Origin of the sequence: Anaerobiospirillum sp. NML120511 (genome assembly GCF_023050955.1) — a bacterium.
Classification (GTDB): domain Bacteria; phylum Pseudomonadota; class Gammaproteobacteria; order Enterobacterales; family Succinivibrionaceae; genus Anaerobiospirillum.
Window position 1 is genome coordinate 61025 of the sequence record NZ_JALKIK010000016.1, and the last position, 14866, is coordinate 75890.

General features: G+C 51.8%; 2 protein-coding genes. Both read left to right on the forward strand.

The window, feature by feature from the left end; all coding sequences use genetic code 11:
* Positions 1-316 precede the first annotated feature (316 nt).
* The gene (locus MXE39_RS06195; RefSeq protein WP_246977603.1) at positions 317-10648 is read left to right on the forward strand and encodes a hypothetical protein; all 10332 of its coding nucleotides are present in this window, start codon (positions 317-319) and stop codon (positions 10646-10648) included.
* A gap of 708 nt (positions 10649-11356) precedes the next feature.
* The gene (locus tag MXE39_RS06200; RefSeq protein ID WP_246977602.1) at positions 11357-13834 is read left to right on the forward strand and encodes a U32 family peptidase; all 2478 of its coding nucleotides are present in this window, start codon (positions 11357-11359) and stop codon (positions 13832-13834) included.
* The last annotated feature ends 1032 nt before the right edge of the window (positions 13835-14866 follow it).

Consider the following 14866-nt stretch of genomic DNA (forward strand, 5'->3'; position numbering starts at 1 on the left):
TGTCTGTCCAGATTAAATATGTGCAGTACTGCTCAGGAGAGAGCAGGGAAGAACCATAAGGATTTCCCCGACAGCAAGGGTTAGCGCCACATACTCATGTAACACCACAGCACATGAGCTCGAGGCACACCTTCACTGTCTCCCCGCCAGCCGACAAAGCCGCCTGCCCATAATCGAACCAGAGTCCCGATTTCCATTTTTTTTAACCCTGTATCCGATATCTGCCTCGGACCGGAACTCCACAGCAAGGCCAGTTGCCCGGCCCTCTGTGACCGGATCCGGTTATCCTGACAGGTTGTCGTGTAGAGAGCTAGTTATGAAGCAAACAAATTCCACCATCACATTTCTGTCAGCACAGTACCGTGCTGTACTGAAGGACGCCTATCTCAAAGGTCTGGCTTCTACCGCTATTCTCAGCACGGCAGCGCTGGCCAGCGTCTACTCCTCCACCGCCGATGCTGCAACCCCACTGAATAATATTGATCAGCTGCAGAATGGTGGAGACTACACTCTTGACGGCTCAACCGGCGGTACATCCAAAGATTTTAAAGTCAACAAACAGCTCAACTGGAAGGGCAATCTGACTGTTACCCATGGCAACAGCTCCGACCCGTATAAGATTCGTGGCTTTGGTCAGGGCTCCGGTATTACAGGCGATGGATCACTTAAAATTAGCGGCAGTGATGCGGTTATGGCCCTTGGTGAGCCAGAGGGCGGTTACGAGTTCAAGATGGACATCGGCAAAATTGATGTCGATCAGGGTGAGCTGCGTATACGTTCAGGCTACCACTCAGGCAACAGTGTTCAGGTAAGTGCTGATACCATCAATATTGGCTCTGGTGGTACTGTTCACATTGCAGAAACCGAAAATGCACATGGCTCATTAACAGCTTTTGGTCGTGACCATACTCATAAGGATGGTGCATCAGAAATCAATCTGAATGGTGGCACCATTATCATGAATGGCAAGAATGCCGAAAACGTCGTGCTTCAGGGCAATATTAAGGGCACTGGCGGTACCATTTCTTTTGCTGAGCATAACGATAACCCGGCAGCTGGCTTTAATAATAACGGTACTATTAAGGCAACTGGCACTCTGGACAACACTACTATTAAGGTAGGTGGTGGTCGTACTGCTGTATTTGATTTTGACAAGGCTGCCCCTACTCTTCAGGGCTCTGATACCCATCTGAAGATCAACTCCGGTAACCTTGAGATTGAGGGTGCAAAGGCTCAGGCTGATGCAGGCAAGGTCCATCTTAAAAACGGTACTCTTGAGCTTGGTCAGGGTGCAAAGATAACCAACCAGCACAAGCAGAATGCACTGCTTACAATTGGTGATGGAGATGACCAGAAAGCCAAGTTAAAGGCATACTGGGGTCAGGTTAATGACTTCGTAAATGCTCCTAAGGCCTCAAACAATCACAACGGCACTATTGAGATAAAGAACGATGGCGAGCTTAATCTGAGAACTCAGAACGGCTCAGCTGTTCACCTGAACAATTTCAAGTTTAATGACAAGCGCTTCATGGGCCAGATCCAGGTTCATGAAGGCGCAACTATTTCTGCTGACAAGATGAAGGTAGATAAGGCCCTTGTAACCGGCGAAAAAGCAACAGCTGGCTGGGACCTTGGAGAAAATCTTAATCTAAAGGCTGACAACCTGGAGTTGAAAGAGGTCGGCAAGGATAATGTCGACTACAACTTCAAGAAAGCCACAGTTAAGAATGTCACTCTTACTACTGTTGGCGATAAGACCTTCAATCTGAAGAATGAGCTGGAGTTTGTTAACACTAATCAGGTAGAGAATCCATATGGTCAGGATCTGAAAAAGATTACTGAGGCAGGTTCAACTTCTTTTGAAAACAACTTAAAGGTTGAAAGCGGCGGAAAGATTCATGTCTCTGCAGGTGATGTCCATCATAAGGGATATCTCAATCTGTCAGGCGGTGATATCGAGGTTGGTGGAGCTCAGGCCAATCCTGACGCCAAAGGTGTAGATGCTACTTTCAAGATCAAAGAGGGTATAGCTCTTCAGAATCAGAAAGACACTGTTATCAGGGTACACGGCAATGGCGTACAGGAAATTCAGACTGACAACAGTGGCGGCAAGATTGACTACAACAGCAAGGCTACACTTGACCTGTCTACTGGTACTATCGCTATAGGTGCAAGCAATAAGCATAAGACCACTTTTGATATTAAGGATGGTGCGCTGAAATTAAACGGCGATGGTGCTGCTCAGATCCTGAATACCAGTGATAAGAGCAAGAGAACTAATTCAGGAGCAGCAGTCTTCCTCGGCGGTAATGCCAGCATGGTCATCGAGGGTGATCTTGATGGCGGTAAGAAGAATGGTATCAAGCAGGCCTTTGACTTTGGCAGATTCCAGAAGGTTTCTGACTCTTCTAAAGTAAAGACTGACAACATTGGCATTTCAGGCAGCGGCAATACTGTTGATGCCAAAAACATGCGTCTTAAGGCTGATGCCATTGATTTTGGCAAGGGTAATACCCTCATTGCCAGAGAGGGCATGACCATTGACAGTGCCACTTATGGAAAAGGTGAGCTCGATCTGAAGAGTGGCAAGCTCGTTGTCGGTAAAGAGCTTAACTCAAAGAACCAGGTTGAAAATATCAAGGTTGGCCATGAAGCAGAGGTACAGCTTGGTTTTGCAGATCGCAAGACAGACCAGTTTGGCCGTCTGACCTCGGGCGGTGCAGCTGGTGAGCTTGCATCGCATTCAGCTGATACTGGTCATCTTGATATGAACCTTAATCTGGATGGCCTCGATGCCAAGCAAAAGGCTGCCCTTAAGGTCAAGTATGGCTACTGGACTGCCCAGGATATTGATGCCAGCAAGAATGCTGTGATTGAAGTCGGCTCCCCAATGGAGGCTGACCACACTGCTGCGCCTGAATATGGCCAGACTGGAGCCCCTGTACTCGATGCCGGCACTGTAACTCTTGCTGACGGTTCCAGGATTGATGTACATGAGCATGGCTCGCTTAATTTTGACAAGCTCGCCATGAATGGCGGCACCATTGATTCAAAGGGTGTGATGAACTTTGATGAGATGGTCATGAATGGCGGTGATATTGAAAGCACCGAGTCCATAACAGGCAAGCACGCTTCTCTTAAGAAGGCCACTGTTACCACTCAAAAGGATTTCATTGCATCTGGCGACAAGGCAAATGTCGTTGAAGATACTACGCTCCAGGCAGGAAACGATATAGTCCTGAATGGCGGAGTAGATGTCACACGAGGTGTTCTCAATGCTGGTCACGATATCACTGTAGGCGGTACTTTCAAGGCTACCAGTGCCCCTAATGGAGTATTCGGTCCAAATATCACAGCAGGCAATGATATCAATGCCCACGAGCTTGAAGTTCTTCGCTCACGTCTGAGTGCAGTCAACAATGTCAATGTAGATGACAGACTTTACATAGCAGGCGGCTCCGTAGAGGCAACCAGGGACATGAATGTCAGTGGTGATATTGTCGTGTCCGGCGGCGCAGTAACTGCCAGAGGTACTCTGACTGGCCATGGAGATGTTGTGCAGTCTGGCGGTGTTGTAAGTGCTGGCATCATTAATGTTGATGGCAAGTACACAATCAGCAGCGGCTCTATTGGTGGCGGCAGCGACGTAAGTGTCGGAGAAGAGCTTAAGATTTCTGGCGGTAACATCATTGTCAACAGAGACCTTACTGCCGGTGATTACACAATGACCAGCGGCACTGCAAACATTACCCGCGACGCCAATGTCTCTGGTGACTTTGCCATGAGCAATGGCAAGACTGACATAAAGCAGAATCTGACTGTCGGCAAAGACATGACCGTTACCGGCGGTGCTCTCACCGTTGGCAAGAATGTCAATGTTGGAAATGACGCTACTGTTGAAAACGTCATAGTTAAAGTTAAGGGCGACTTTAATGCACTCAAGGGCCGCGTCACTGCAGCAAAGAAAGGCAATCTGCAGGTCGATGGTGCCTTTAACTTTGGCAATGTAAAAATTAATGATGGCACTATAGGAGCAGGTGGTCCTGTAACTGGCGGCAACGTCGACATGACCGGCGGCAGACTTGAAGGTAAAGGCAATGTAGAGCTTGGTAATGTCACCATGAGTGGCGGTAACCTCGTTGCTCATCAGAAGTACAGCGGTGGCGATCTGACCATGTCAGGAGGCAATCTTACTGCCTCTGGCGACTTTGCAGGCGAAGACATCAGCATTACCAGTGGTACTGTTAGTGCAGGCGGCGCCTTCTCCGGCGATATTCTCGAGATGGCTGGTGGCAAGCTCTCCAGCAGCGGTGACATGACTGTAGGTAATACCGACCTTGAGGGCGCAACTGTCACTGCAGGCAGCAGCTTTACCGCCAACAATTTCGACATGTCCGGCGGAACTCTTACTGCCAAGAATGACATTACCTTAAACAATGCTGATCTGAATAACGGTACAGTAACTGCTGATGGCAAGTTCACTGGCGGCAATGTCGTCATGAACGGTGGCAGCATTACCAGCTCTGGCGACTTTACTACTACAGGTGAGCTTGATGTCAGCAACAGTGGTACTGTTATTGCCGGTGGTAAGCTTACCTCTGACGATATCTTTATCGACGGCTCAACTGTAACTGCCAAGAATGACCTGACCTCTACAGGTTATATCGATGTTTACGATTCCAAACTCGATGTAGCAGGCAATCTGTCCGGTGATCGCAGCATGATTGTTGAGGGCAACTCAACTGTAAATGTCAGTGGTGCCGGTACTGTAGGAGGCCGATTCTCACTTGAGGGAGGTAAGGTCGACTTTGGTGGCAGCCTGGCTGTTGGTGATACTCTGCGTACTGAGGCCGGTACTCTTACAACCAAGGGCAATATTACCTCTGATAACCTGCTCATGAAGGGCGGTACCGTCAGTGCCAGTGGCGATCTGTTGCTGGCAGGTAATGCTGATATTGAAAGTGGTGACCTGACTGTTGGAGGCAACGCCAGTCTCGGTGGCAATATGACTACCAATGGCGGCAAGACCACAATTACCAACAGACTGGATATCCTTGGTGATGCCGTACTCAACAGTGGCAGCATCACCGCCGGAAGCGCTATTACTGCAGGTAACATGCAGGTTAATGGAGCTGCAGTCAGTGCAGGCAATGGTCTGATTACCAAGCAGCTTGATGTAACCAGCGGTTCTTTAAATGTTACTGGAACAGCCAATGTTGGTCCTCTGAACATCAATGGTGGCAGCATGTCCGTAACCGGCATGCTCAACGCTGATGATGCCAACATTACTGCTGGTAAGCTCAATACCTCTGGCAGCATGATTGCCAACAGCCTCAATATGGCTGGTGGTGAGGTAAATATCGGCACCATTACCAATGTTGACGGCTCAGTTTCTTCAGGCGAGCTCACAGTCAAGAACTTTGAGATGTCAGATGGCACTCTGAACATTCTCAACAGCAAGATGACTGCAGGTAAGGCCCCTATTGGCACTTCAACAGGTGACAAGCTCCAGTATGGCTTTACCACTACCGGTGGTGATATCAATATCAGCGGCGCTACTGCCAAGCTTGAGCTTGGTATTGAAGCTCTGCGAGATCTTGAGTTCAATCACGATATCCATGGCAACAATGGTAACGAGCATCCTGAGGGCTGGGACGGTGGTGAGATCGATCCTAAGAACAAGTATCTCAACAACATTTCTCTGACCGATGGTGCTACCATCAGATTTAACTTCGACGACAAGACCGTCCTGACTAAGGATGACATCAAGAAGTTAAAGGAAGAGTTCCTCAAGAACCCTGATCAGGTACCTGATGGCAATATCGATATCGGCGGCGCCTTAATTGACAAGATCGAGGACGTAATCCTGCCTAACGGCGATATTGACTGGCAGAAGCTCAAGGTATTTATCGCTGAAAACGGTCTTGACGGTATCAAGTCTGACAATCTGATTGGCCGTCGACTGGTTAACATCCGTGACGGCGAAAAGGTTGTAGCTCACGTCGGCTCCATGCGCGTTGACGGCGATGAGTTACTGCTTGGTAACGGCTCTGTTAATAAGGCTGATGGCAACGGCGGCAAGTTCCTTGTTGATACCACCAGAAATGACGCTCTGATCGACGCCACTCTGGACTCCGGTGCCTCCTTTGAATTTAACAACGGTGGCAAGCTTAAGGACCTCTACCTCAAGGCAGGCAAGGAGAGCGACAAGACTAATCTCGTTATCGGTGGTGATGGCAAGGTATTAACCGAGGTCAACAAGATTCAGGGCCTTGGTAAGGGTGATTACACCAATGTATTCATCGAGGCACAGACCAAGTTCTCTGATGGCATCGACAACATTGCCAACGTAGCTGTAAATGCCCAGACAGAGGTCACTAATAATCTGACTAACATTGATAAGCTTGAGGTAACCGATAAGCTTAATGTTGGTGGCAAGCTTGAGAATGTTAAGGATATTGCTCTTGCATCCGGTGACGTAACCATTACTGGTAACATTACAGGTACCAATACCATTGGTGCAGCAGGCAGTACTCTTACTGCCAATGGCGGTCTTGAAAACGTCAAGCAGATTATTGCTCACAGCTCTGAGCTCAAGTTCAACGGCGGTGGCATTAAGAATGGCGACAAACTGCAGCTGGTAGCCAAGAGTGACCTTCAGGCTTCAGGTGCTCTGGAAAACATTAAGGAAATTATCCTTGCTGATTCCAAGGCAACACTTGGCGGTGGTGTCAGCAACTCAAATTCCCTGACCATGGTTAATGGCTCTGAGCTCAGCTCAACTGGTGGCTTTGATCGCATCAAGGACATCACCATGGCTGGCTCTACAGCCACTGTAGGTGGTGCTATCAACGATACCACCAACTTTGGCATGATTGACAGCACTCTGACTGCCAATGGTGGTATGAACAAGGTTGACAAGATCACCGTTCATAACTCCACAGCCAATGTCAGTGGCGGTATTGTTGACTCCGACAGCCTTGCTTTAACCGGCAACACTACCCTTAATACTCAGGGCGGACTTGATGATGTCAAGGAAGTTCTGATGGCCGGCTCCAAGGCAAACATTGGCGGTTCCATTACTGACTCCAAGAATGTTCTGCTTGCAGGTAACAGCAAGCTGACCACTACTGGTGGTGGCCTTGACCGAGTTGAAAAGTTTGAAATCTACGGCTCAAATGCAGATATCGGCGGAGCTATCAATCGCGGCGATAAGCTGGCTGCTCTCGACAGTACTCTTAAGACTTCTGGCGGCATGTCCGGCGTTAAGGATATTGGTCTGTCCAATACCAAGGCTACTGTTGGTGGCGCAATCGATAATGGCGATAAGCTTACTCTCGTCAACGGCACTCAGCTGAGCGTCAATGGCAATATTGATTACGTCAAGCAGATTGCCATGGATGCCTCCAGCGGTACTGTCAGCGGTTCTATTACCAATGCCAATGAGTTGCTTGCAGTAGGCAACAGTAAGCTCACTGTCAATGGCGGCCTTGATCAGATTAAGGAAATTGGCCTGTCCAAGGCTAATGTCAGTGTAACTGGCGCTATCACCAATTCTGACAAGATTACTGTTCAATCAGGTGGCACCCTTGCAGCCAATGGCGGCATCAAGCGCGCTGATGAAGTTGTATTTAACAGCGCCAGCGGCAGCTTCGGTGGTGAGATCAGCAATGTCGACAAGTTTGTTGCTGCAAACAGCACCATTACAGGTAAGGCCGCATTTGACAATGTTAAGGAAATGGCAGTCTCCGGCGGTAGTATCACTGCAGATGGTGGCTTCAAGAATGTAAACAAGCTCACTGTTACCGGAAGCGGAACTCTGACTACTGCCAACGCCATGACTGGTGTTAAGGAACTTGCACTGGCAGGTTCAAAAGCCACCATTGCTAAGAATGTCCGTAACACCGATAAGCTGATCGCAACTGACGGAAGCACCATTGAGATTAAGGGTGATGCCCGCAGAGTACAGGACATTTCCCTTGATAAATCCAAGCTGACTGTTGGTGGTGATGTTTATAACTTCGACAGCATTCTGGCCCAGAACGGAAGCGCCATTAACGTTTCCGGCGGTGTCACCAGAGGTGATTCTCTTACTGTCAACAGTGGCAGCACCATCAATGTTGCCAAGGGCATTGACGATGTTAAGAACGTAGTCATCGAAGGTACGGCCAAGGTTGGTGAGAACATCGACGGCGGCGACAAGCTGGCTGTTGCTCAGGGCGCAACCCTTGAGGTAGGCGGAGATGTCCTCGATGTTGATGCAGTATCTGCCTTTGGTAACCTCAAGGTTAAGGGTACCCTCCAGGCTGACAAGCTGATCAATGACCCTGCACAGGGTGCAGCACTCTTTGCTGCTGCAAATCCTCCTGCCGGTACCATCGAGGCTGAGGCCCTGGAAATTGGTAATGACAGTGGTATCGGTCAGACCGATTTCAATGGCAACCTCAAGGTCAAGGGCAAGACTGTATTTGCCAACCAGACCACACTTAACGGTGACAATGAGTTTGGTACTGTTGAGTTCACCAGAGGCGGTCACTTTGCCAAAGGCAAGACCAGTGCTGACGAGCTTCGTCTGGCCAACGGAGTTGAAGTCCGTGTTGGCTCAGATGGCAAGGGCGGCAGTGCTACCCTCTTTGCCAAGCACGGTAATCTCAATGGCGGCAGTCTGGTTGCTGACCCTGAGTACACCGAGCAGGCAACCATCGTGGCCATGAACACTGTTGGTTCCAAGGCTCCGACAGCTGCCAATACAGCAGGTGAGATTAACGGTACCGTAACTGCTCTGAAGAACTCTGTAGTGGCCATTGGTACCAGTGCCACCGATCTGGATGGCGCTGTTAAGGAAGTACAGACTGCATTTGCTCCATACTTCAAGGATGGCGCTCTGCAGGATCCAGCGAACAACAAGAATGCCACCGGTGCTATTGCTTATGTAGCAAAGCCTGTAACAGTAGCTCAGGGCGGCAAGATAGTTGTTGATGCCGGCCGCAGCTATGCTGATTACAAGAATGCTGACTCAACCTACAGAGGCAATGTTGACGGTAATGACATTTACCTCGACAGGAACTCTGCACTGGCTCTGCATAACAATGCCGTAACTGACAAGAATACCGCTGCAATCACCTTCAATAAGAAGGACGCCAGCATCTACGCCCGTGAGGACGCCAAGATTCTGATTGCAGGTACTTCATACAATCCATCTGCTCCTGTGAACCTGTTCAAGGATGCAGACGGCAAGGTTGAGCTGGTTACCGAGAACAACAAGAATCTCAAGCTCGAGTCTGTCAACGGCCTGTTTACAGCAGCTGACGGCATTGCTCCAGGTCAGGTAGGCGACGTTCAGCTCACAGTTAACCGTGAGGTTGCTGCCAAGAGCTATAACCAGATCTCCCAGCCGGTACGTGATGCTCTGGCTACCTACGGTGGCTTTGCAGACAATGCCGATCGTCAGAATGTGCATGGTGACCTGGCTCAGAACGTTTCTTACGATGCCAGCAAGAATCAGTTTACTGATGAAAATGGCAAGGTACTGGCTGCCGGCAAGTATGTGGCCGTCAAGAATGACGACGGTTCTTACAGCGCTTACCATGCCGCCGATAACGGTCTGCTCAACCACGTCCTGACTGCTACTAACGACGGTAGTGATGCTGAAGCTACTGTACGTATCGCCAGCCTTGGTGGTGCAGCCCGCACCGCGCTGGCCGCCTCTGACAGTCTGGCTGATGCTGTCGCAGCCCGCTCCGGTATCGATGCCGCAACTAACCCTGAGATTGTGGCCAGCGATTCTGACAAGGGTGGTCTGACTTCAACTCAGAGCAATGGCGGTGTCTGGGTAGCTCCTACCTATCGCAAGATCGATAATTCCGGTCTGAGCGCTGACGGTATGGACTATGGCAACGAGGTTGAGCTCAACGGTATTACTGCAGGTGCAGGCTTCCGCGTCTCCAGCAATGTTGAGGTTGGTGCAGCTGTTTCTGCAGGTAAGGCCGATGTCACCTCCAACGGCATGGCAGCTGGTGTAAGCAACGAAGCCAAGTACTTCGGTGGCGCTGTCTACGCCCGCAGTGAACACGGTCCGGTTACTATTGCCGGTGATGTTTCCTACACCAAGGCTGACAACGATCTGACTGCTCAGACTGCTCTTGGCGCTGCCAAAGCATCTGTTGACAGTGAGGCCCTGTCTGCCGGTCTGACCGCCAGCTACGCTATCAAGGCAGGCTCAGTGGACATCACTCCTCATGCCGGTGTACGTTTCACCCGTCTGGAGACCTCAGACCACGAAGTTGCTGTAAGCAGCAACCAGACTGCAAAGATTTCAGGCGATACTCAGAACCTGATCTCCGTACCAGTTGGTGTGAGCGTATCCCGCAACATCAAGCAGGGCACCTGGAACATCAAGCCATCTCTTGACCTGACTGTAACTGCCAATGCCGGTGACAAGAACACCAGCAGCGAAGTCAAGTGGGAAGGTGTGAAGAACATGACCACCAACCTGAGCACTCAGGTAGTGGACGATGTTACCGCCGGTGTTAAGGCCGGTGTCAGCGTACGCAATGGCGGCTTTGCTGCCGGCGCCGCCGTCACCTACAAGACCTCAGACACCTCTGATGATCTGGCAGTAGAGGCCAACGCCCGCTACGACTACTGATAAGTCCACAGAGCCGGGGCTGCAGTGCAGCAGCCCATGGCTCAGTACCGCAGGACCACAGGACTGGCTGCAGAAGGCCGGCCTGCATACGATTTCCTTACCAGGACCCGCATGGTTCATGTGCTGCCTCTGGCAGTGCCTGCGTCATGCGGGTCTTTTTTTGCCTGCTGTGCGCCTATTTGCATAGATACAACACATCAATAAAAGCAAATATAAGATCCCCGATATTGTCAGTGCTTGTGCGCAGGCCCGAGGGCAGGCTGTTACCCCATGGCATGGGCCCAGGCCTGATGGCAGGCTGTTACCCCATGGCATGCGCACAAGCCCGAGGGCAGGCTGTTACTCCCCTGGCATGCGCTCAGTCATTTCCGCTCATCGAGCTGAACATATTGATAAGATCGCGCAAGTGGGATAAAAGCTGATTTAGCGGCGCTGCAAGCTGATACAATGCCCCAGCGCTGCCCGACCATGGACAGTAAGCCCTGCTGTTAAAACGGCAGGACCATGCTGTTATAAGGCATTGGGTGCATTCCATGCCTGCCAGCCGTCCTGCCATAGATGCCGGGCATGCCGTGGATGCCGGCCTGCCCGGGATGCCATGCATGCCGAGCTGCCATGAGACCACTGCCTGTCACACAGAAAGGCAACCATGCTGTTGCATGGGCGGGGTGGAGCGCACTGAGGAAATAATTTGCTGAGGACTCATTGATGATGCCACGTAAGCTGGAACTGCTGTCTCCTGCCAGAAATCTGGAGGTTGGAACTGCTGCCATTATGGCAGGTGCCGATGCCGTCTATATTGGCGGTCCATCTTTTGGTGCCCGCTCGGCAGCCGGTAACAGCATTGAGGATATTACAGCCCTGTGCGCCTTTGCTCACCGTTTCGGCGCGCATGTGTACATGACTGTTAATACCCTGCTCTACGATCATGAGCTCGAGGGTGTCGAGCAGCTCATAGCTGACGGCCGTAAAGCCGGTATTGACGGCATTATTGTTCAGGATCCGGCTGTTCTGACCATGGAGGCCGCCCGTGGCCTTGAAATCCATGCCAGTACTCAGATGAATATCGACACGCTCGATAAGGTGGCTTTCTGCAAGAAGCTGGGCTTTGGCCAGATTGTGGTCCCTCGTGAGTTCAGCCTCGATGAGATTCGTTCTTTCTGCCAGACTTATCCTGAGATCCGCTTTGAGGTCTTTGTCTCCGGTGCCCTGTGCGTAAGCGTCTCAGGTATCTGCTATATCTCAGAGACCATGACAGACCGCTCGGCCAACCGTGGTTCCTGCGCTCAGATTTGCCGTCTTCCTATGGACATGTTCCATCACGATCGCAAAAATCCTGAAGCCCCTGATGAAAAGATTGCCTCAGGTCACCTGCTCTCAATGAAGGACAATTTACGTCTGCATGAGCTTGAGGATCTGGTAGAGGCCGGTGCTTCATCTTTCAAGATTGAGGGCCGCCTCAAGGACCGTGATTATGTGGTCAATCAGGTAGCAGCTTTCCGCGAGCGTCTGGACAAAATCATCGCCGCCTCCAATGGTCGCTATGAGCGCTCTTCCTCAGGCGTGGTCAGCCGTGGCTTTATCCCTGATGTCTCCAAGACCTTTAACCGTGGCTTTACCTCAGCATGGCTTCATGGTGACAATGCCAATATGACCAATACCTCCTCTCCAAAAAGTCTTGGAGAGCTTATGGGCAAGGTCACAGCCCTGAGCAGCACCCAGCTGCCAGGCTCAGACAGAAGAGCCTCAGGGAACAGAGGCACAGCCCAGCGCGGCCATAATGGCCGCAATGGCTCAGCCCATGGCGCAGGCGGTGCCAGCACCGGCGGCGGCAGCGCCAGCGGTGGCGGTGCATGGATCGACATGCGCATGGAGCGCGCCACCATGGTATCCAATGGTGACAGCTATACTTTCTTTGATGCCACAGGTGAGCTCACCGGCTTCAGAGTCAACAGAGTAACCCTTATTGACGATGCCAGCACAGGCAGAAACGCATCCGGTAAATCAGCCTCAGGCGGGCGCAACGGAACCAGCGGAGGCAAAGGCGCCAAAGCTGCAAAGAGCGGATGGACCGAGGTCAAAGGGGTACGCAAGGGCGAGACCGCCCAGGTTGCAGCCGCCACCAGCAGCGCCACTGCGGGTGCAGCGGCTCCGGCCGGCAGCATTGCTGTGCAGCCGGGCCAGACTGTACGTCTGCATCTGCTCTCAGCCATTGAGGGCATGAGCGTGGGCTGTGCCCTGCACCGTAATGTTGATGCTGTGTTTATCAGAAATATCAACATGCCAAAGGCACTGGTGCGTCGCATGCCTCTGCAGGCCGGCATTGCCTTTGATGGCAATAATGTTGTTATCAGCTTTGCTGACGAGCTGGGCCGCAGCGGCAGCGCTGCAGTCTCAATAAGTGAGGTGCATGCCTCTCTTATGGCTGAAAATCCTGACTTTGATCTTGGTGGTCTTAACCCACTTAAGCCAGAGGTGATGCTTTCCAAAATGGTTAAGCTGGGTGACGATAATGTCAGCCTGGCTGAAAGCGCCATCAAGCTTGATATAAGTGAGCCTGAAAAGCTGCTGATGCCGCTGTCGGCCTTTAACAGCCTGCGCCGCGCAGCCCTGCAGGATTATCTGAGCACAGCTCAGCTTACCCGTGAGCAGTGTCGTGAGCGCAATCTTGCCTATATGGGCGGCACCACTGACTGCTACATCTTCCCAGGCCTCAATGCCAGCGGCTTTGCCGCCGCCCCGGTCTGCGACCCTGACAGCGCCGACCTCATTGCTGCTGCCGTCACCTCCGGCCCGGCAAATGTCGCAGCTGACGCAGCCGATGCTGCAGCTGCCGCTGCAGCAGGCGCTGAGGGCGCACCAGCCGCTGAATATGACAACGAGCTTGATTTCATGGGCGGCATTGACAGCCGTCTGGTATTCAATGAGCGTTCCCGTGCCTTCTACATGCAGCACATGGGCGGACGACTGGAGCCTCCTAAGCCAATTATTGAAAAGGCCGTCATGACCTGCCGCAACTGCCTGATTAAAAATCATGCTGTATGCCACGACGATGGCGGCTCTACCGTGGGCTACTATCTGCTCATTGGCAAGCACCGTTTCAATATTGTCACCAACTGCAAGCGCTGCCTGATGTACCTGGTACCGGCCGAGGGCAACCCGGCCCCGGTCAAAACAGCCGGCTGACAGAGCCGGCACGACCTGCATCCCGGCTACCCCGGACAGGCCATTATCTGAGCCCTGCTGCCTCTGATGCTGCAGGGATCAGCCACAAACAGGCCAGGTTCATCAAAGGCCCCGCCATGACGGAGCAACAGCCCTGCCATGACAGCCCACCATTAAGGGCTATCAGAAAGCACCATCACCGGCCCGACACAGCTGTGAATGCCCCCAGCATGACCATTTATGGTGCGCAGTCGCTGTCCTGACACAGCCGTGGCTGCGTACAGCTGCCTCCACGGCCGTGACATGAATGGGCCGCATCCCTGATATTGCCCTGGCTCATACATCACGGAGCATCATCCCAGTTGTGGCGGCACGATGCGACGAGGCAATGAGTGTTGCATTGAAATATGGCTGATCTGCTCTCTTCTGCGTATGTGCCATAACCATAGCTGTGCCCATCCCCAATTCAGGATGATGCAGTCTGCATAAGCACAGTGAAAATGGCTGCCTGTATGCGGTGAGCAGAGACGCATGATGCACAGGTGAAGCATATTGCTTTTGCTGTCAGGATGCATGATTTCAGGGCACAACAGCTTACAAGTTAAAGAGGCCATGTGTGCAGCTTGCGGAGGAGTATGTGCGCAAGTGGCTCCAGTGCTCAGTCTGAAAGGTGTTGCAAGTGCTGAGGTTGCAAGGTGTAGCAACTGCTCAGGAGCCCCTGCATTGGGGAGATCAGGGTTGCAATTATGAGCCACCGGTACGCTTTTGCCGTGTAATCTTTTGCATTGGCTTTGCTTGTGGCAATATAATTAGCCCTCATTAAGCGTCCTTATGTCCTCCTTACCTGACAGCCCGCATACAGCCTCCCAGGCAAAGTGCCACCACCACAGCCTGGCGTGGCCAGAAGATGCGCAGCACTGGAAGCACTGTAAAGCGCAGCACCACTGGAGCAGGGGCAGAGTGCTGATGCGCATCTGCAGCAGCACAGCATATACTGCAGCGCGGCCGACAGTGCCCATGGCCTTTACGCTATGCCTGCATGGTTGCCTGCCT

Excerpts from the sequence above, each read along its gene's own strand:
- MXE39_RS06195 (WP_246977603.1), top strand. The coding sequence starts at position 317 with ATGAAGCAAACAAATTCCACCATCACATTTCTGTCAGCACAGTACCGT.
- MXE39_RS06200 (WP_246977602.1), top strand. The coding sequence starts at position 11,357 with ATGATGCCACGTAAGCTGGAACTGCTGTCTCCTGCCAGAAATCTGGAG.